The sequence below is a fragment of the Denitrovibrio acetiphilus DSM 12809 genome (assembly GCF_000025725.1).
In the GTDB taxonomy this organism is placed as follows: domain Bacteria; phylum Chrysiogenota; class Deferribacteres; order Deferribacterales; family Geovibrionaceae; genus Denitrovibrio; species Denitrovibrio acetiphilus.
In genome coordinates this window covers 2,577,409-2,596,095 of sequence record NC_013943.1, presented here as the reverse complement: position 1 = coordinate 2,596,095, position 18,687 = coordinate 2,577,409, and the positions used below count along the sequence as shown (strand labels likewise).

At 43.5% G+C, this 18,687-nt stretch carries 20 protein-coding genes; 14 read left to right on the top strand and 6 right to left on the bottom strand.

The window, feature by feature from the left end:
- Window positions 1–43 precede the first annotated feature (43 nt).
- A complete protein-coding gene (locus tag DACET_RS16385; protein WP_169304237.1) occupies window positions 44–226 on the top strand; it encodes a hypothetical protein in 183 nt (60 codons plus the stop codon).
- A gap of 47 nt (window positions 227–273) precedes the next feature.
- Here DACET_RS16385 and ispF read toward each other — a convergent pair whose 3' ends face one another.
- Window positions 274–750, bottom strand: coding sequence for a 2-C-methyl-D-erythritol 2,4-cyclodiphosphate synthase (gene ispF / locus DACET_RS12405; protein ID WP_013011725.1), 477 nt, complete (start codon window positions 748–750; stop codon window positions 274–276).
- A 90-nt stretch (window positions 751–840) separates the two neighbouring features.
- Here ispF and DACET_RS12400 point away from each other — a divergent pair, with 90 nt between their 5' ends.
- The 13 genes from DACET_RS12400 (at window position 841) to secF (ending at window position 14,165) form a co-directional block, all read left to right on the top strand.
- Window positions 841–2,748 (top strand): monovalent cation:proton antiporter family protein, encoded by a 1,908-nt coding sequence (locus tag DACET_RS12400; protein ID WP_013011724.1) that lies wholly within the window; start codon window positions 841–843, stop codon window positions 2,746–2,748.
- Window position 2,749: 1 nt separating this feature from the next.
- Window positions 2,750–3,556, top strand: coding sequence for an AraC family transcriptional regulator (locus DACET_RS12395; RefSeq protein WP_013011723.1), 807 nt, complete (start codon window positions 2,750–2,752; stop codon window positions 3,554–3,556).
- 58 nt (window positions 3,557–3,614) lie between these two features.
- A complete protein-coding gene (locus tag DACET_RS12390; protein WP_013011722.1) occupies window positions 3,615–4,223 on the top strand; it encodes a LysE family translocator in 609 nt (202 codons plus the stop codon).
- Between the two features lie 46 nt (window positions 4,224–4,269).
- A complete protein-coding gene (locus DACET_RS12385; protein WP_013011721.1) occupies window positions 4,270–5,382 on the top strand; it encodes a hypothetical protein in 1,113 nt (370 codons plus the stop codon).
- Window positions 5,363–6,622 (top strand): cation:proton antiporter, encoded by a 1,260-nt coding sequence (locus DACET_RS12380; protein WP_041229976.1) that lies wholly within the window; start codon window positions 5,363–5,365, stop codon window positions 6,620–6,622. Before DACET_RS12385 ends, DACET_RS12380 begins: the two co-directional genes overlap by 20 nt.
- Before the next feature lie 88 nt (window positions 6,623–6,710).
- Entirely contained in the window at window positions 6,711–7,058 is a 348-nt protein-coding gene (locus tag DACET_RS12375; RefSeq protein WP_013011719.1) for a cupin domain-containing protein, read from the top strand.
- Between the two features lie 196 nt (window positions 7,059–7,254).
- Entirely contained in the window at window positions 7,255–7,668 is a 414-nt protein-coding gene (gene ndk, locus DACET_RS12370; protein WP_013011718.1) for a nucleoside-diphosphate kinase, read from the top strand.
- 119 nt (window positions 7,669–7,787) lie between these two features.
- Window positions 7,788–9,161 carry a threonine synthase gene (gene thrC, locus DACET_RS12365; protein ID WP_013011717.1) on the top strand — a complete coding sequence of 458 codons (1,374 nt, stop codon included), beginning with the start codon at window positions 7,788–7,790 and terminating at the stop codon, window positions 9,159–9,161.
- Complete coding sequence (gene queA, locus DACET_RS12360; RefSeq protein WP_013011716.1) at window positions 9,154–10,179, top strand: tRNA preQ1(34) S-adenosylmethionine ribosyltransferase-isomerase QueA; 1,026 nt, start codon at window positions 9,154–9,156, stop codon at window positions 10,177–10,179. Before thrC ends, queA begins: the two co-directional genes overlap by 8 nt.
- Before the next feature lie 56 nt (window positions 10,180–10,235).
- Window positions 10,236–11,354: a tRNA guanosine(34) transglycosylase Tgt gene (tgt, locus tag DACET_RS12355; protein WP_013011715.1), complete on the top strand. Its 1,119-nt coding sequence runs from the start codon at window positions 10,236–10,238 to the stop codon at window positions 11,352–11,354.
- Complete coding sequence (yajC, locus tag DACET_RS12350) at window positions 11,355–11,687, top strand: preprotein translocase subunit YajC (RefSeq protein ID WP_013011714.1); 333 nt, start codon at window positions 11,355–11,357, stop codon at window positions 11,685–11,687. It begins immediately after the preceding gene.
- A 2-nt stretch (window positions 11,688–11,689) separates the two neighbouring features.
- Entirely contained in the window at window positions 11,690–13,237 is a 1,548-nt protein-coding gene (gene secD / locus DACET_RS12345) for a protein translocase subunit SecD (protein WP_013011713.1), read from the top strand.
- Window positions 13,238–13,253: 16 nt separating this feature from the next.
- Window positions 13,254–14,165 carry a protein translocase subunit SecF gene (secF, locus tag DACET_RS12340; protein WP_013011712.1) on the top strand — a complete coding sequence of 304 codons (912 nt, stop codon included), beginning with the start codon at window positions 13,254–13,256 and terminating at the stop codon, window positions 14,163–14,165.
- Window positions 14,166–14,222: 57 nt separating this feature from the next.
- Here the strand turns inward: secF and DACET_RS12335 are convergent, their stop codons facing one another.
- From DACET_RS12335 to radC, 5 genes are all read right to left on the bottom strand, one after another.
- Window positions 14,223–15,779 (bottom strand): ATP-binding protein, encoded by a 1,557-nt coding sequence (locus DACET_RS12335; RefSeq protein WP_013011711.1) that lies wholly within the window; start codon window positions 15,777–15,779, stop codon window positions 14,223–14,225.
- Between the two features lie 146 nt (window positions 15,780–15,925).
- Window positions 15,926–16,405: a bifunctional nuclease family protein gene (locus tag DACET_RS12330; RefSeq protein WP_013011710.1), complete on the bottom strand. Its 480-nt coding sequence runs from the start codon at window positions 16,403–16,405 to the stop codon at window positions 15,926–15,928.
- Window positions 16,406–16,484: 79 nt separating this feature from the next.
- Window positions 16,485–16,967: a TlpA family protein disulfide reductase gene (locus tag DACET_RS15705; RefSeq protein ID WP_013011709.1), complete on the bottom strand. Its 483-nt coding sequence runs from the start codon at window positions 16,965–16,967 to the stop codon at window positions 16,485–16,487.
- Window positions 16,968–17,032: 65 nt separating this feature from the next.
- Window positions 17,033–17,917 carry a complex I NDUFA9 subunit family protein gene (locus DACET_RS12320; protein ID WP_013011708.1) on the bottom strand — a complete coding sequence of 295 codons (885 nt, stop codon included), beginning with the start codon at window positions 17,915–17,917 and terminating at the stop codon, window positions 17,033–17,035.
- 14 nt (window positions 17,918–17,931) lie between these two features.
- A complete protein-coding gene (gene radC / locus DACET_RS12315; RefSeq protein ID WP_013011707.1) occupies window positions 17,932–18,597 on the bottom strand; it encodes a RadC family protein in 666 nt (221 codons plus the stop codon).
- Window positions 18,598–18,687 lie beyond the last annotated feature (90 nt).

Here is an 18,687-nt window from a genome sequence, read left to right as displayed (position 1 = left end):
TGTTTTTGCGGTTGAAGATAGAACACAACGCATTTATGCGTGGATGAATGAGCGAATCAAAGCTTTAGAGCTTATAAGTCATTGCGAGGGATGTAATGACGAAGCAATCTCAGGGTTAACTAATGGGTTCATAGACTGCCACAGCCCTGCGGGCTTCGCAGTGACGTATTTTGATATGCCTAGCTGTGACAACGAAGTTGTGAATTCGTGTGTTAAGCACGTGTGAAGCAATAGAACCAAGGGGGTACCCGTGGGAATCTATTGTTTATCGTATTATTTGATAAGTGTCGCTACAGCGATTGATGCCACCCCTTCACCCCTGCCGGTAAACCCCATCTTTTCTGTTGTCGTTGCTTTGATAGTCATGTCCTCTTCGGGGATTTCTATGATTTCTGCCAGAACTTTTCTCATTGCAGGTATGTGAGGAGCCATCTTGGGCTTCTGGGCTATTATCTGTGCATCAACGTTTGATATCGTCCAGCCGGCATCTTTTATGAGTTTGACTGCGTCAGCAAGGAGGACTTTTGAATCTATGTTTTTGTATTTAATGTCATTGTCGGGAAAGAGATTTCCTATGTCACGTCCGAGTGCAGGACCTGCAAGGGCATCAATAATCGCATGAATGAGAACATCAGCGTCGCTGTGTCCGTCCAGACCGTATGGGGAGTCAATCTTTATGCCGCCGACATACAACTCCCGACCCGCTGCAAACCTATGGGCGTCGAATCCGATTCCTGTTTTAATTTTCATCTAAAAACCTCTCTTAGAAAGGTATACAATATTTTACATAATATCAAAAGCCTGATATTGTAATAAAAATTCTTGAATCTGGAAGGACAGATGGAAATACCTATTTTAGCTGATATCACATATATATTCGCAACAGCCGCCGTTTCTCTTGCGATATGTTCAAAGTTGAAAGTGCCGGAGATTCTCGGGTATCTGATAACCGGAGTTTTGCTGGGGCCTAACGGATTTTCTGTAATACATGCCCTGCACGAAGTAGAAATGATGGCGGAAATTGGTGTCGTACTTCTGCTTTTCGCTGTGGGGCTGGAATTTTCACTTTCTCATCTGCTGGCACTGAAAAAACCCGCACTTCTTGGCGGTGGTTTTCAGGTGACTGTCACAGCACTTGTCACAGGCGGAGTAGTATATATTATGTCTCACGGCAATCTTTCACTGGCAATAATAACGGGTATGATAGTTTCGCTATCCTCCACTGCAATAGTGCTTAAGGTTCTTGCCGGACGGGGCGAGATGGATTCGCCTCACGGAAGGCTGTCAACAGCCGTGCTGATATTTCAGGATATCGCTGTTATCCCCATGATGCTCCTGATACCTGTCATGGCTGGCACAGGGGACAATGTTTATATAGATCTCGGTGTTACAGGAGCGAAGGCGGTATTTATAGTCGCAGCAATCTTTATCGGTGCACGGACACTTGTACCGAAAGTTTTATATTATGTAGCCGCTTCTAAAAACAGAGAGCTTTTTTTGCTGGTGGTGGTTCTTATAGGTCTTGGGACGGCATCTTTAACTTATAAGGCTGGTCTTTCGCTTGCCCTTGGTGCTTTTCTGGCTGGGATTATGGTCAGTGAGTCCGGATATGGTCAGCAGGCTCTCAGCAGTGTTATTCCTTTCAAAGATATTTTTACAGGATTCTTTTTTGTTTCTATAGGCATGCTGATTGATTTTCAGATATATGCGGATCATCCTGTACTCATACTTTCAACAGCGGTGCTGATACTTTTTGGTAAGTCTGTTATCTCTGCGTTATCCATATTAATTTTGAAATATCCGCTTAAAACCGCTGTGGTCACGGGGCTGGCTCTCGGACAGGTGGGGGAATTTTCTTTCATAATGGCGAAAACAGGTGTTTCCGCCGGTGTCCTCGACAGTCAGCATTATAAGTTTGCTGTGGCGGTGATTGTGCTGACTATGGCAGCCGCTCCTTTTGCCATTAAGTATGGCGATATGATAGCACAGCTTATTGTCAAACTGCCTATGTCTGAGAGATTGCGGGAGGGTGCGCAGAGCATATTTACCCGACCTTCGGAAACTTTTGAGGATCATATCGTAATAGTCGGTTACGGACTTGCCGGGCGACAGCTTGCTGCATCCTGCCGTAGGGAAGGCGTGCGCTTCATTGCGATAGAGATGAATCCAGAGACAGTTAAGAAGGAACATGGTAAAGGCACAAATATAATGTATGGCGACGCTTCATCTATCGAAGTGCTGGAGCATGCACAGCTTAATACAGCCAGAGCCATTGCCATCACAGTGCCAGATCCCGTTGCAGTTAGAAAGATAGTTGAAACCGCCCGTGCAGAGCATCCGTATATACACATTGTAGCGCGGACGAGATACGCTCTGGAGCTTTCACCCCTTAAAAAGCTTGGCGCTAATGCAGTGATTTCAGAAGAGATAGAGTCTGCCAATAAGCTGGTGAGCGAGGTCATGGGCAGGTTTGATACAGAGGGTAAGCAGGTCGCTGCGGATAGCATTGCCGGTGTTGACGTGCGTAAAATAACTGTACCGGTAGCGTCAAAATGCTCTGGTAAAAACCTTCGCACACTTGACCTGCGGTATAAGTACGGCGTTACTGTTCTGTCGGTAACAAGGGGTGGAAGAATTATGTCAAACCCTTCCTGCGATTTTACAATTATCGAGCGTGACGAATTGCTTGTGATGGGAGGAACCAAAGAAATTAATAAATTTGGCGGTCTGCTGAAGGCACAGGGGTGAGATGAGCGCAAAAAATATATTCTGGCGGGATAAGAAACTTCCGTTTCTTGAAATCCGGCAGACCGAAGCTAGCACGGCTGAATATAAGCGGCACTCCCACGAAGAATATTTTTCAGTAGGGGCTGTGGATGCCGGAGAGACTGTCATGTCATGTGGTGATACAGAGAGGCTTGTCAGTGCTGGTACTCTTGTGTTTTTTAATCCGGATGAAATCCATAGCTGCAATCCGGCAGATGGGCATATGCGTTCCTATTGGATGATGTACCTTGAAAAAGACTGGTGCAGAAACATTCAAAAAGAGATGTTTGGCTGTGACGATTATATGCCTGTCAATATCTGCTACGCTCTTGACCAGGAACTTTTCGATGATTTCTTATTTATATGCAAAAGTATTATAAACAACGATGATTTGTTTGACGCAGAATATGAACTAACCCGTTTTTGTTCTTATATCTTTGAAAAGTTCTGCTCTGCCAGACGGGAAGCAGATATCCATTCAAATGTTCTCGGAGAAATCGAGAGTTATCTTGCAGAGAATTTCTTTATCAATATTTCATTAGATGCTCTGGCGGAGAGATTTCGTCAGAACAGGTTTCATCTCTTACGTTCATTCCGGAATGCTTACGGGCTTCCGCCACATGCCTATCAGATGAATCTACGTATACAGAGGGCAAAAGAGATGCTTCGGCTGGGCAGTTCTATTTCTGAGACAGCCCTTGCTGTGGGGTTTACAGATCAGAGTCATTTTCACCGGATGTTTCGCAAGCTTACAGCCGCAACCCCGGGGGAATATCTAAAAGGTCAATAATGTACAATACTGCTGCCGAAATTTTCTGTATTTAAATAAGAAAGTTTCGGAGGGGTGTATGACAGAATTTCTGACAGTGGCAGTCGCTCATTTTCTGGCGTTGATAAGCCCCGGTCCTGACTTTTTTATTATCATAACAAAAGCACTTCGTAATGGTTCCGGCAGAGCATTTTACACATGTTTTGGTATAGCTTCGGCAAACGGCGTATATATTATACTTGCGCTGATAGGTTTTTCTGCTGTGCGCGAGCATGTTTGGGTGCTGTCAGTTATGAAAGTAGCCGGGGCTGGCTTTCTCTGTTATCTCGGGTTTATGCTGCTGCGGTCCGGTAAGCGTGATCTTTATTCTTCCGAACGGGTGGTGCACAGGCATGAATCAGTAAGAATGCTTTTTATGACGGGGTTTGTGTCGGCGATACTGAACCCTAAAAATCCTATATTTTATATCAGTTTGTACAGCCTTTTTATCAGCAGAACCACCGGACTTCATATTCAGGCTCTCTATGGGCTATGGATGTTTTCTGCCGTACTTTTGTGGGATGTATTTATCGCTTTTTCCGTAGGGAACAGCCGGATCAGAAAGCTTCTGAACAATTATGCACACCGCATTGAACAGTTTTCCGGAGCTGTTATCATAACCTTGGGGCTTGTTTTAGCACTGGGATAGTTGTTTATTTCTAGCAATGGTTTGAAAGTTCAAGTAAAATGTCTTTATGAATGAAATAGAGACCGTAATCATTTTTTTTGCATTTCTTTTTGCAGGTAGTCTGCTCTACAGGGCAAAACGCAAGCATGAGTCTCTGCTGAGCTTCCTGGAAAATCTTGAACTTGAGTATATTTTTGTTGGTATAGCTATTTTTTCGATGACGGGGTCTCTTCCGGTTCCTGTTCCGACTATGAACGGGATGCTTTACCTTTTGCTTGCTTTTATGGGGCTCTCCCTCGGTACACATTTCAGCGTTAAGCTTCTGCTTACTGTACCTTTGCGATATTTTATTTTTACAGGAATTGTTTATCTGTCTCTGCTGCCACTGCTTTATGTCGTAGTGCGGGTTTCGGGGTTTAGCAGTCCTATGATGACGGCTATCGCTCTGAACACTCTGATGCCTTACTCTCTGAATCTATCTATGAAGTTGTTTCGTGTGCCAAAGGACAAAGTTTTTACATCTAATCTGACAGCCTCACTATTTCCGCTCTATACTCTTCTTGCATATAGCGTTGCGGGGGGGATTCTGGATTATCGTCCTTCAGACTTTCTGTTTTCAATGATGGCGGCTCTCGTGCTTGCTTTTATATTTCTGCACTATGGCAAAATCCGATCAAAGAAAAATATTCATAATCTGAGTATTATATATGTAGTCATGATATCGGGGGTTGCACTGTTTTTCAGCATGTCCCCTCTTGTAGTTGGGTTTCTGACAGGACTAATTACATCCGACACCAAATACGGCAATATCTTTCAGAATATGTCTATAAGCTTTGAACGGATACTCTATATATTCTTTTATGTTGCGCTTGGGGTGATGCTTGCCTACGGATACAGCTTTAGCCCGGGAGCATTTCTTACTGCCGGAGTTCTCTATCTTTGCTTTTTTGCCGTTAGGTTTTATATGGCAAAGCTGCTTGCATGGCGGCTAATACCTACGAAAGGTGAGGTTATTTGTCTGGTTTCCACGGGGATACTCCCTGCGGTACTCTTTATGGACTTTGCAACCCGTCGGGGGTATGAAGCTGTGGCAGGTTTGTTTGTACCTTTTTTTATGCTGCATCTGGCAACCGAGATAACAACATATTTTATGATGAAAAATGAAAGAAAAACTTATTGATATACTGTCGCTGACAGCAGGACTTACATTATTACTGTTCATTCAGACAAAGGGATTGTCAGAGCGTCCGGAGTCACTCTTTATGGTGTTCGGGATTGCTCTTCTGCTTGCCTTTATTTCCGGCAGACTGCTGAACTCTTTCGGATTGCCCGCCATAACGAGTTTCCTGCTTATGGGTATCCTTCTTGGTCCTTATTCCATGAATGTTTTTACCAAAGAGATGATAAATGAACTTCGCCTGATAGATGACGTTGCTCTCAGTATCATTGCTATGACAGCGGGTGGGGAGATTCTTTTCAGAGGGAGCAGGATTTGTCTCCGGAAAGTATTTGTTTTTGTCACTGCCCAGGTGGTGGTCACTTTCAGTCTGGTTTTTATGTTTCTTTATTTTTTCGGCGGATTTTTCCCTGGTGGAGTTTTTTCAGGACTCACAGCGATTATATTCATGAGCGTAATTGCAAATGCAAAGTCCCCTGCAACCACAGTAGCTGTGATTGTGGAGACTGAGGCGAAAGGGAAGCTTACGGACTATACTCTGACGAGTGCGATCATAAAAGATATTATGATTATTATCATTTTTGCTTTCGTGCTTTCCATATACAGTGTTGAGGGGGATGTTTCCGTTGGCGGAGTGATTGTTGAAGAGTTCTTGTCGATGGCTGCCGGGCTTATTCTGAGCCTAATCATAATTTTATATATTAAATATGTTAAGGCGAATCAGGGTGTATTTATTATCCTTTTTACTATAGTGATGACAGGTATTGCCAAGAATATGCACCTTAATCCTCTTTTGGTATTCCTTTTTGCGGGGATAGGAGTAAATAATTTTTCTGATTACGGGCATATGCTGGTTAAAAATATTGAGGATAATTCCGGTATAATATATCTGGTATTCTTTTTTATCGCCGGGACTGTTGTTGACCTCCCCGCGCTGAAGGTTATGTGGATAGCAGCTTTCGGCATTGTCTTTCTGAGGGCTTTTGCAACATTCGCGGGGTGCTGGATAGGCGGAACTATCATAAGAGAAGATAAATATATCAGAAATTATTCTTTCCTCGGTTTTATCGGGCAGGCAGGGGTCAGCATCGGTTTTGCCAAGATTATCGGAGCTAGTTTCGGTGATTGGGGCGGGCAGCTTCAAACCCTTGTCCTTGCAGTTGTCGCCATTAATCAGATAGCGGGACCTATCGGATTCAAATGGGCTCTCAAACGTGCCGGAGAAACGAAATTGTCGCTCTGACAGGTGTTTGAGCCTTCATAACTGTTTGGTCTTTACAAAACGGGACTGCATCAATATTATTAAACAACTACAGACTAAGGAGTATGATGTGATAGTAAGAGGCGATGAACTTCAGGCTCAGAGCATGGAGAACCCAAGAGGCGGAGAAGGCAAAGCGCTCAGGCTGGCGTATGACGCGGCAACAGGATTTAATGGCGAGGTTACGAATTTTGCTATGATGCAGCTGGAGCCGGGCAGTTCTATCGGGTATCACCCGCATGCCGGCGATATGGAGATATATCTTATCCTTGACGGAGAAGGAAGGGCTAACGATAACGGGACTGTAGAGAAGGTTTCATCTGGTGATATGCTGGTTACTAAAGACGGAGAGAGCCACTCTCTTGAAAACGATACTCTTGCACCGCTTACATTTCTGGCTGTAATCATCAAACATTAAAGTTTTGAAGTCGGCTGAGGGCTGGTTTGTCTCGTGCCCTGTTATTTAAGGCAGTTAGCAGAGAGAAACCATCGGTATTTGCAGTATGCAGAGAGCCCGCACTGAGCTGCACAATATATAGACTTGATTATAACAACCTGTTATGTTAATGAATCTGAGCTTAGTAATAAAATAATAAATATTAAAGAGGATAGAAATGGAAAGAACTTTTGCAATCATTAAACCAGACGCAACTGCTGCCGGCGATGCAGGCGCAATAATCACAAGAATCGAAAAAGAAGGCTTCAAAATTATCGGTCTTAAAAAAATTCACCTTTCCAAAAAACAGGCTGAAGGCTTTTATGCTGTGCACAAAGAGAGACCATTTTTTGGCGACCTTACAGACTTCATGTGTTCTGCTCCATGTATTGTTATGATTCTTGAAAAAGAGAACGCAATTAAAGACTGGAGAGACCTCATGGGTGCAACAAATCCGGCAGATGCAGCAGAAGGCACAATGAGAAAAGAATTTGGTAAAAGCATCGATAACAATGCCACACACGGCTCTGATGCTCCTGAAACAGCCGCTTACGAAATGGCTTTCTTCTTTTCCGAACTCGAACTCGTTTAATAAAATCAGATAGAGCAGAGAGTTACCGTATCCACTAGACAGGATTACGGTGGCACTCGTCAAATATATTCTTAAGAGGGGGCTTGAAGCCCCCTTTGGTGTCTAAGTTGAGGATGAATATGAACTATATCAGCACAAGAGGACAAAAAGGAAAGGTCTCTTTCAAAGATGCCGTCATGATGGGGCTTGCTGAAGACGGAGGATTACTCCTCCCTGAAAGCGTGCCTTCTGTTGCAGACAAATTGGATGAACTGGCGAAGCTCAGTTATAATGAGCTGGCTTATGAGATTATATCGCTGTTTGCTGCCGACATCCCTGAAACTGACCTCAGAACGCTGATAGAAAAGAGTTATTCGTCATTTACAACTCCGGAAGTTGCACCTGTTGTCAAAAAGGGCGGCATATATATTCAGGAACTTTTCCACGGCCCCACATTCGCATTTAAGGATGTGGCTCTTCAGCTTTTAGGGAATCTTTTTGAGTACATACTCAAGGAACGTTCCGAAAAACTTAATATCATCGGCGCAACATCCGGTGACACAGGTTCCGCTGCCATTTACGGTGTCCGCGGAAAGGACAATATTAATATATTTATACTGCACCCTAAAGGGCGTGTCAGCGCTGTTCAGGAGATGCAGATGACATCTGTTACAGACGATAACGTCTTTAACCTTGCCATTGAAGGGACTTTTGATGATGCTCAGGATATCGTAAAAGCTGCATTCGGTGACATCGCTTATAAGAAGAGATATAAGCTCGGTGCTGTGAATTCTATCAACTGGGCAAGGGTTCTGGCGCAGATAGTCTATTACTTTTACGGATATTTTCAGGCGAAAAAGCAGGGCGCACAGAAGGTACGTTTTGTCGTGCCCACAGGAAACTTCGGCAATATATTTGCCGGATATTTCGCAAAAATGATGGGGCTCCCCCTTGATAAAATGATACTCGCCACAAACGAAAATAATATACTTTCCAGATTTATAAATAACGGCGACTACAGTAAAAAGGATGTTGTACAGACCTATAGTCCGTCTATGGATATACAGATTGCTTCGAACTTTGAAAGGTATCTGTATTTTCTTTGTGACAGGGACAGCAAAGCCCTCAGCGAAAAGATGGCGGAGCTCAAAACCAGCGGCAGAATATCTTTTTCATCCGATGAGATGAGAAATGTTCACGCAGAATTTGCAACATTTTCAACATCAAATGAATTGACAGAGAAAACAATTAAGGAATTTTACGATAAAACAGGCTATGTGCTGGATCCTCATACTGCCTGTGGTGTTTCAGCCGCTCTCAGTATGGCTGATGCGGATTATATTTGTCTTTCCACTGCACATCCGGCTAAATTTCCTGATGTGGTTGAAAAAGCCACAGGGCTGGCACCGGAGAAACCAGAGGGGATAGCGAAACTTGAGAATCTTGATAAAAAGTGTATCACCATCGAAAATGATCTGGAAAGGGTGAAAGACTTCGTTGCAAAACATGTCTGAAAAACGCACTCCTATATCTGACTATGACTTTGACCTGCCGGAAGAACTGATTGCGCAGTATCCGGCAGAGAAACGCGGCACGTCTAAACTGCTTGTGGTGAACGGTGAAGCCCTTTATGATAAGATATTTACCGATATCGTCGACCTGATAGATGAAAATTCATTTCTGGTGATAAATACCACAAAAGTTATGAAAGCCCGTCTCTACGGCACTAAGCCTACCGGCGGTCAGGTTGAGATCCTTGTCCTTGAAAAGACATCTGAGAGAATTTGCACAGCCATAACTAAAGGGAAGGTGAAAGAGGGGACAGTTGTAAATATTCCGCCCTTCAGAGCTGTAATAACAGAAATCCTAGATGACGGCTCACGTGTCATAGAGTTTGATACAGATGTGAGTGACGTCATGGACAAATGCGGACACATGCCTCTCCCCCCTTATATAACGAGAGAAGATACAAAGAAAGATACTGACAGATATCAGACTATATATTCAAAAGATGAAGGCTCAGTGGCAGCTCCTACTGCCGGACTTCACTTTACACCCGAGATCATGAACGCTTTGAAAGCGAAGGGAATTGAGGTTCTTGAAGTTACATTGAATATCGGCATAGGGACATTCCGCCCTGTAAAAGCCGATTACCTTGAAGACCATGACATGCATACTGAGAAGTATTACATTTCTGAGGAAACTTCGGACAGAATCAACAGTCTTCTGAAAGAGGGCAAAAAACTTGTGGCAGTGGGCACAACAGCAGTGCGTGCTCTGGAGTCCGCTGCTGAGAATGGTGAGGTTCAGGCTGGTTACGGAGAGACAAAACTCTTTATCAAGCCCGGATATGATTTTAAAGTGATAAGCTCGCTTATTACTAATTTTCACCTGCCGAAATCGACTCTTTTTGTGCTGGTGAGCCAGCTTGCAGGGCGCAGAAATATGCTTAATGCATATGAACATGCGAAAGCGAATGGATATAAGTTTTTCAGCTACGGTGATGCAATGTTTATAAGTACGAAACTTTAAGCTTATAAATGCTGTCGTTAATTATGCGTTGAATATTCAATAATATAAGGTTTTAAATGGACAAATTTAATTTTACATTGGAAGAGACAGATGGGCGTGCACGGACGGGACTGATAGAGACCCCTCACGGAAATATCGAAACACCTATATTTATGCCTGTGGGGACAGTCGGCTCGGTGAAAACAATTTCTCCCGCAGAGCTTACAGACGACATTGGAGCTCAGATTATACTGGGCAATACATACCATCTGCATTTACGCCCCGGAGACGAAGTTGTGGCAAAACACGGGGGGCTTGCAAAGTTCAATTCGTGGAATAAGCCTACCCTTACAGATTCCGGTGGTTTTCAGGTTTTTTCTCTTGCGGAGATGAACAAAATCACAGACGAAGGGGTTCACTTTCGCTCCCATCTGGACGGAAGCAGGCTCTTTATTTCTCCGGAGGAATCAATAAGGATTCAGCAGAATATCGGTGCTGACATAATGATGGCCTTTGACGAATGTGTCAGTTTGCCTTCTGAAAGGCAGTATGTTGTTGAGGCTATGGAACGCACATACAGATGGGCTCAGCGCAGTTTCGATGCACGAACCCGTGACGATCAGGCACTTTTCGGTATAATTCAGGGGGGTGTTGAGAAAGACCTCAGAAAAATATCTGCCGAGCAGATAACGTCTATCCCTTTTGACGGTTTTGCTATCGGCGGGCTGAGTGTAGGCGAAGAGATCCCTGTTATGTATGATATATGCAGCCACACAACAGAGTTTATGCCGAAGGACAAGCCCCGTTACCTAATGGGAGTCGGCACACCGCAGGATCTTCTGCACGGTATCAGCTACGGTGTGGATATGTTCGATTGCGTTATGCCTACAAGAAACGCCCGTAACGGTCTACTTTTCACAAGCAGAGGTAAGCTTCATATTAAGCGGAAAGAGTGGGAGCTTTCTGATGCTCCGGTTGATGCAAACTGCAACTGCTACACATGCAGAAACTTTTCAAGAGGGTATCTGCGCCACCTGTGGAAAGCAGGAGAGTATCTCGGCATGAGATTGAATAGTCTTCACAACCTTCATTTTTATCTTTCTCTTGTAAAACGCGCAAGAAATGCTATAAAATTAGGGGTTTATAATAACTTTATGAAAGAAACGCTCGAAGAAATGAGTGTAGGAGGAGAATAGATGTTTAACAGTATCGCACACGCAGCAGATGGTGCCGCCGCACAGGGGAGCCCACTTGCACCTTTCATTCCGCTTATCCTTATATTTGCAATCTTTTACTTTTTGCTTATCAGACCTCAGCAGAAAAAGCAGAAACAGCATGTTGCAATGCTTAACTCCATCACAGCAGGTGATGAGATCATGACCGGAGGCGGCATGTACGGCAAGGTTCTGAAAGTAATCGAAAATAATACATTCATCGTAGAGATCGCTTCAGGCGTGACAATCAAACTGGCTAAAAACGGTATCGCTCAGAAAGTTACACCGGGAACAGCCCCTGAGGAGACTAAGTAATTATGAACCTCAAACTCCGTTGGGCTTTTATTGCTATTGTGATAGCCTGGGCCCTTTTCTCCATGCTTCCTCTTAACGAGAAGCTCAAGCTTGGTCTTGACCTTCAGGGGGGGATGCATGTTGTGCTGGGAGTTGACACCGACAAAGCTGTTGAGGCTAAAGTCGAGGCTATGGCTAACCAGCTGAGAAAAGAACTCGCGACAGAAAAAGTCGATTTCGCATTTGTGCAGAAGACAGACATGAAAACCCTTTCCATATCTCTCAGGTCTAAAGAGGCTTTTGAGCAGGCAAAGGAGATCATTGCTGAAAATTACCCGACATTGCAGAACATCAGCATATCAAAAGAAAATACTCTTTCGTACATGCTTGAGTCCTCTGCTGTGACCAGAGTCAGAGACTATGCTGTTGAGCAGTCGCTTGAGGTCGTGAGAAACCGTATCGACGAATTCGGTGTCTCAGAACCGGTTATCCAGAGACAGGGGAAAAAACAAGTTGTTGTTCAGCTCCCCGGTGTTACAGATCCGGACAGAGCCATAGACCTTATCGGTAAAACTGCACAGCTAAAGTTTTATATAGTAGATGACAATGTCAGTGCACAGGAAGCCGAAGGGGGGAATATACCTTTTGATGATATCATTCTCTACCAGAAGCAGACTGACGACATTACAGGGCAGACGATCGGACGTGTTCCTTTTGTTGTAAAAAAAGATGCCGTTCTTACAGGGGAATATCTTGTAGATGCAGAGGTTAATCTCAGTACCACTTACAACACCCCTATCGTTCAGTTCAGGCTGGATGCTGCGGGCAGTAAACTTTTCGAAGAGCTGACTGCTGATAATATTGGAAATCGTATGGCTATTGTCCTTGACGACAACGTATATTCGGCTCCTGTTATCCGTTCCAGGATACCTGGAGGCTCAGCCTATATAGACGGCATTAATACCATGCAGGAAGCGAAGGATCTCGCAATTGTGCTGAGAGCAGGCTCTCTGCCCGCTCCTGTCAGCATCGAAGAGAACAGGACAGTTGGACCTTCATTGGGGCAGGACTCTATCAACAGCGGTGTAAAGGCTGCATTGATAGGACTTGCACTGATCGTTGCGTTTATGCTGGTGTATTACCGTATGGCCGGTATTGTCGCGAATATCGCTCTTGCTACAAACTTTGTGATTATTCTTGGTTTTATGAGCCAGTTCGGTGCGACCCTTACATTGCCGGGGATTGCAGGGATTATCCTTACAATCGGTATGTCGGTGGATGCAAACGTTCTTATCTTTGAGCGTGTCCGTGAAGAACTCCGTATGGGGAGAACGCCGATGAATGCACTGGAATATGGATACGGGAAAGCATTCTCGACCATTATGGATGCCAACATTACAACGATAATCGCCGCTATTGTACTTTTTCAGTTTGGTACAGGTCCTATCAAAGGATTTGCCGTTACTCTGTCAATAGGTATACTGGCGTCGCTCTTCACAGCTATTTTTGTTACAAAGGCTGTCTTCTGGACATTCCTGCGTAGCAAAGATGTTACAAAACTGAGTATCTAGGTCGAGGTATGAATAAATGTTTGAGTTGATAAAAACAGGGACACAATTTGATTTTATGTCCAAGACCAAGATATTTTTTGTTATATCTGGTCTGGTCTTCATCCTGAGCCTCGGGATAGTATTTACCAAAGGGTTTAACTTTGGTATCGACTTTGCAGGCGGTACAATCATCCAGATGCAGTTCAGCAGCGCACCGGATGTTGACAAGATAAGAAGCGCAATGGACAGTCTTGACATTGGTGAGGTTGTGATACAGAACTTCGGTGCTCCCGAAGAGATCCTCATCAGAGTTGAAAAAACTGAACGTGACCTCAACGAGGTTGCTAATACTATAAAAGAAAGTATGGGCAATACATTTCCCGATAATGAATTTATCGTAGAGCGTGTCGAGCAAGTTGGCCCTCAGGTCGGTGCAGACCTTAAAAGCAAAGCAACCTATGCTGTTCTCTACTCGCTTATAGGCGTACTGATTTATGTCGCTTTCAGATTTCAGCTGATTTTTGCTGTGGGGGCTGTTCTGGCTATTTCTCATGATGTTGTGATAACTCTTGGGATATTCAGTATAGCAGGGAAAGAAATTACCCTGACTATCATTGCAGCGCTTCTCACCATCGTTGGTTATTCGCTGAATGACACTATCGTTGTGTTTGACCGCATACGTGAAAATATGCAGGAAGACAAAACAGATATGGATTTGAAAAAGCTCATAAATAAATCGCTGAATGAGACACTCAGCCGTACGGTTCTGACATCCCTCACAACTCTCCTTGCAGTGGGGTCTCTGTATCTGTTTGGTGGAGAAGTTATTAACGGCTTTGCATTCGCACTACTGATGGGTATTGTAGTTGGTACATATTCTTCCATAGGTATTGCAAGTGCATTTGTCTATGTCCTTACTAAAAAGAAGAGGGAAGCTAAGGCTGCCTGATTCTGATGATAATTGTGAAACCTACGAGCCCGCCCTCATAAGCGGGCTTTTTTTTGATCATCTATTTTGCGGATGTACTCGTTTTGCTTTGAAAACTACTTTGGTATATTCGTAATCTGAGTCTATCATAAGGTCACCGTCTTCAAATTTATGAGCAAGGTTTTTGGCGAAATAAAGCCCGGTTCCTCTACCATAGTCGTATCCCTTTGTTGTGTAATAAGGTTCAAATGCCCTTGATGCTGCTTCAGGTGTAAACCCGCATCCGTTGTCTATGACGGACATTGTGAAAGTGGTTTTTGTTGAAAATACAGAAATATGGACTGCCCCCTGTCTTATTTCAGATTCTTTGTATCTGTGGTCAAGTATTGCTTCATAAGAATTTTTCAGCAGAGTCAGGAGTATCTGGCTGAACTGGTTTGAGCTGCCCTCCAGCAATACATCATCTTTTATACATGTTTCCTTGTCACGCATATCCTTTGTGCAGAGGCATATGTCAGTATCAGAGTCTTCAGTAGAGCATTTTAGCCACAATTTGATGTTCATAGATACCATAAGAGGTTCCATAATATTGATTGTTTCCATAATTATGTTGGTTGAGTTGAAATAACTATTTTCGTCGTCTTTGGCAAATCTTTTACTGAAGACATCAATAGATGTACTGAGATCCTGTATAAGAGCCAGTGATTCATCAATATTTTTAAATGAATAATTATTGTCGGGGTCAACATCCTCTATCTCTTCCCGTATCATATCAAGCGTAAGTGACACCACGTTAAGGGGCTGCCTCCAGTGGTGTGCCACAAGTGACAAAAGCTCCCCTTGTGATGCAATTCTTGTTTGCTGCACAAGAGCTTCTTCGCTGAGCTGTCTGCGTTTGATCTCTTTGTTTAGGTTGTTAATGTTTTCTTCCTGTGAGCTGGAGATCGAATAGATTTTATTCTGGAGGAGAGTTACAGACACGAGTAGTATTAAAGATATGACTGTGTATACTGTTATGTTTCGTACGGTGTTGTGAAGCAGTATTGATGCTACTTTGCCCCCGGGCATTTCTATGCTTATCCCCCCGATGAGGTCTCCCACCTGAAATCCCTGTTTGAGGTGGCAGGGAATGCATGCTTCAGTAGTAAAAAGCGGCTTCATATAGCGGAAGGATTTTTGGAGAAGGGCGCCATTTTCAGGGTCGGTATAGAGTCCCAGACCGCTTTTGAATGCGTCAAACCCACGCAGTTCCCATTCGCTTGGTTCGTTAAAGTGGTTCATAGCATCCACCCCCACCATCCGGAGTGTAAAGCCGCTATGTTCGTTCAGAAGGTTCGACACAAGCCTTGTCATATAAGATGGATTGAGCATGGTCAGGTGCAGATTTTCGGTGTATACATCTCTGTCTGAACGCCACTCCAGAAAAGGGTTAGGCGGTATTTTTTCTGCATCAGCATATATCATCCCGACGTCCGCTGCCCATTCCCTGTAAGTTGTTACCGTATTGATTATTTCGTCTGCACGGCTTTGCATTATCACGTTGTAATTGTGTTTGCCATGATAAAGTTCAAAAGTGATAAGGAATATCATGAACAGCACAAAAATGAAAACCGGCGCATAGAAGATACTCTTCATTGCCTTCTGCCTGTACTAAGTGGTTATTAACAGTACAACTAGATTACCATGTAAAGTGATGGTATACAATGGAATGTGAATTATGTGCAAAAAGGCAACAAATGTGATGATTAGTTATTTATTGCCCTGTGTAAAAGATTTAGTGCTCAGACGTTCCAGAAAACTGTGCCGTGGTCATCAATGAGTGAGCCCAGAGTTTCGTTATCCAGCTTTGTGAGATTGTTTCTGTCGACACATTTACCGGAGTTAAGCACATCGTCTTCGACATAAATAGGTATGTCCATGTGGAGAGCCAGTGAAACTGCATCGGTAGGGCGGCAGTCGATTCGTTTTTCCTCTTTGTTACATATAACAAAAACACTTGCTTTATAGAGACCGTCCTCGTATCTGTCCACAACGGCTCTGTCTATGTTTACTTCATCCAGATATCCCAGTATGCCGGAGATAAAGTCAAATGTCATTGGTCGTGGCGATTTGATCTTATTCTGTACGCAGTATATGGATTCTGCTTCGAAAGCTCCGATGTAAACAGGGATGAGATAATGACCGCACAGGGTTTCAAGTACCAGAATGTATCTGGACGTTAGGGGTTCTTTTATGACGCATTTGACTGAGGTTTCTATCATACCTAAATAGCCTCCGAGCTATATCTTTCTGACATGTTATAAAATAACGCTGTTATTGCGCAGTGCAATAGGAAATTAGTTATTCCTTAAAGCTTCCGGCTATAATGTCCAGTTCTTTAGCTGTTAATGGACCGACAACTATGTCAAAAAGCTTTCCGTCCGGTTTATAGATCAGAGAGGTGGGGATAGTGCTTATGCTCATTTCCGAGCCGAGAGCGTTGTCTGCTATGTAGACTGGGTATGTGACTTTAAACTCATCTAAAAATTTTGCTGCATCAGAAGGTTTTTTATCCAGAGAAAGACCTACGATGACAAAGTTATTATCTTTATTTTTATTATAGGCTTCCACAAAGTCGGGAGTTTCACCTCTGCAAGGCGGACACCATGAGGCAAAGAAGTTAACTATCATAACTTTGCCTTTGTGTTCTTCTTTGAGCTGGTCTATGAATCCCTTTGTAACAGTTTTAATGTCAACGGAAGATGCATCAGATGGTTTTGAACCGCTGTCTCCGCATGAAACAGCAAAAATCATTATAAACAATGCTATTATCAATCTTTTCATTTCATAGTTCTCCAAAAATTTAGTCAGAACATTCTAAGTAAATGGTCTGCCGTTTTCAACTTCTTTTATAAATAAGAGCTTATTTTTTCGTAAAAATCAGAACGTTCAACTTTAAGGATTTTAAATGCGTCGTCAGAACTGCAAGTGTTCCCTTCGGTGAGCATGATGAACTGATCTTTAGTAATAGGAAACCAGTTCGCTTTGCCAAACAGAGATATCCCGGTTTTTATAGCGAACTCCGGAACCGGAAGCAGAATGATGTTTTTCCCCAGCGCTTTGCCAACCAGACGAAGAAGGTGTTTGTAAGTATAGACGTTTTTCCCGCAGAGGGGATATATCATTTTTGTGGTGGACTGGTTATCTATAGCTTTTACAAAGCATTCGGCGACATCACCAACAAAAACAGGCTGCATAGGGTAGGAACCGTCACCGAAGTATGAGAATACCGGTGTGCGCTTCATATAACCTGCAAGCATGTTTATAAAAGAGTCATCCTGACCGTAAACCAGTGACGGACGGAATATTGTATAGTCAAGTCCGCTGTTTTTAACTTCGTCTTCAGCAAGCTGTTTTGTTATATGGTAATCACTGACAGCGTTAAGCCTCGTTCCGTTGGCGGACATATGGATGTATCTCTTGATGCCCATTTCGGCAGCAGCTTCCACGATGTTTTTTGTGGCGGTGTGATGCATTTTTTCAAAGGTTACTCCTCTGGATGGATATTCCCTTATTATCCCCACAAGGTGAACTACAGCATAAATGCCCTCCAGAGCTTTCAGAAGGCTTGCCTTGTCCATAACATCACCTTTGACCATCTCTACGCTGTGCTTCAGCTTGTTTTCACTGCCGTGTCTTACGAGAGCGACAGGGACGTATCCGTGTTTGTTCAGTGATGCCAATACTGCGTTTCCGACAAATCCCGTTGCTCCGGTTACAAGAACTCTTTTCATGGTTTACTCCGTTATCAGATGACCTGTTCACGTTTGAAACTGTAAAAGCCTTTTGTGGTAATTATAATATGATCAGCCAGATTTATATCAAGTGCGGCAAGGGCTTTTATTAATTTATCTGTCAGTGTGATATCTGTCTCAGACGGGGACATATTGCCTGACGGGTGGTTGTGTGCAACTATGACATGGGTTGCTTTGCTCGTTATTGCACGCTCAGCGATCTCTCTCGGATAGACAGCCAGCCTGTCCACAGTGCCTTTGAACAGATTTTCGAAACCGAGAAGTTTTTTGTTAACATCCAGAAAAAGAGCCACAAAGTGTTCTTTTTTATCATAGGCGATCTTGTATTTAAGAAACTGAGCGGCTTTTTCAGGTTTATCTATAATGACAGCTTCTCTGTCTATATCTTCATACCCCAGCCGGGCGAAGAATTCACGTATAGCACCGAAAAACATCTGCGCTTCTTCTCCGAGTCCTTTTATGTTTTTAGTATCATACCCGAGTATGGCGCTCAGGCTCCCTGCACGTTCCAGAAGTTCTTTTGCCTGAGGTTTAACATCTCTGCCTCTGAGGACATAACCCAGCAGGAGCTCCAGAACCTCGTAGTCATAAAGGGATTCCGGCTCTTTTGAAAAGCGTTTTTTGAGTCTGTTTCTGTGTCCGTGGTAGTGTTCTTTCATAATGAGTAAATATAACAGGGCAAACAATTTGTGTAAACAAGGTTTCTGGTGTGTTAATACTTGATATACATCTTGCTTTTTAGCTCAATT

Bases quoted from the DNA above. Each gene is read 5' to 3' on its own strand.
- DACET_RS16385 (WP_169304237.1), top strand. From the start codon at position 44: ATGAATGAGCGAATCAAAGCTTTAGAGCTTATAAGTCATTGCGAGGGA.
- ispF (WP_013011725.1), bottom strand. From the start codon at position 750: ATGAAAATTAAAACAGGAATCGGATTCGACGCCCATAGGTTTGCAGCG.
- DACET_RS12400 (WP_013011724.1), top strand. From the start codon at position 841: ATGGAAATACCTATTTTAGCTGATATCACATATATATTCGCAACAGCC.
- DACET_RS12395 (WP_013011723.1), top strand. From the start codon at position 2,750: ATGAGCGCAAAAAATATATTCTGGCGGGATAAGAAACTTCCGTTTCTT.
- DACET_RS12390 (WP_013011722.1), top strand. From the start codon at position 3,615: ATGACAGAATTTCTGACAGTGGCAGTCGCTCATTTTCTGGCGTTGATA.
- DACET_RS12385 (WP_013011721.1), top strand. From the start codon at position 4,270: ATGAATGAAATAGAGACCGTAATCATTTTTTTTGCATTTCTTTTTGCA.
- DACET_RS12380 (WP_041229976.1), top strand. From the start codon at position 5,363: ATGAAAGAAAAACTTATTGATATACTGTCGCTGACAGCAGGACTTACA.
- ndk (WP_013011718.1), top strand. From the start codon at position 7,255: ATGGAAAGAACTTTTGCAATCATTAAACCAGACGCAACTGCTGCCGGC.
- thrC (WP_013011717.1), top strand. From the start codon at position 7,788: ATGAACTATATCAGCACAAGAGGACAAAAAGGAAAGGTCTCTTTCAAA.
- queA (WP_013011716.1), top strand. From the start codon at position 9,154: ATGTCTGAAAAACGCACTCCTATATCTGACTATGACTTTGACCTGCCG.
- tgt (WP_013011715.1), top strand. From the start codon at position 10,236: ATGGACAAATTTAATTTTACATTGGAAGAGACAGATGGGCGTGCACGG.
- yajC (WP_013011714.1), top strand. From the start codon at position 11,355: ATGTTTAACAGTATCGCACACGCAGCAGATGGTGCCGCCGCACAGGGG.
- secD (WP_013011713.1), top strand. From the start codon at position 11,690: ATGAACCTCAAACTCCGTTGGGCTTTTATTGCTATTGTGATAGCCTGG.
- secF (WP_013011712.1), top strand. From the start codon at position 13,254: ATGTTTGAGTTGATAAAAACAGGGACACAATTTGATTTTATGTCCAAG.
- DACET_RS12335 (WP_013011711.1), bottom strand. From the start codon at position 15,779: ATGAAGAGTATCTTCTATGCGCCGGTTTTCATTTTTGTGCTGTTCATG.
- DACET_RS12330 (WP_013011710.1), bottom strand. From the start codon at position 16,405: ATGATAGAAACCTCAGTCAAATGCGTCATAAAAGAACCCCTAACGTCC.
- DACET_RS15705 (WP_013011709.1), bottom strand. From the start codon at position 16,967: ATGAAAAGATTGATAATAGCATTGTTTATAATGATTTTTGCTGTTTCA.
- DACET_RS12320 (WP_013011708.1), bottom strand. From the start codon at position 17,917: ATGAAAAGAGTTCTTGTAACCGGAGCAACGGGATTTGTCGGAAACGCA.
- radC (WP_013011707.1), bottom strand. From the start codon at position 18,597: ATGAAAGAACACTACCACGGACACAGAAACAGACTCAAAAAACGCTTT.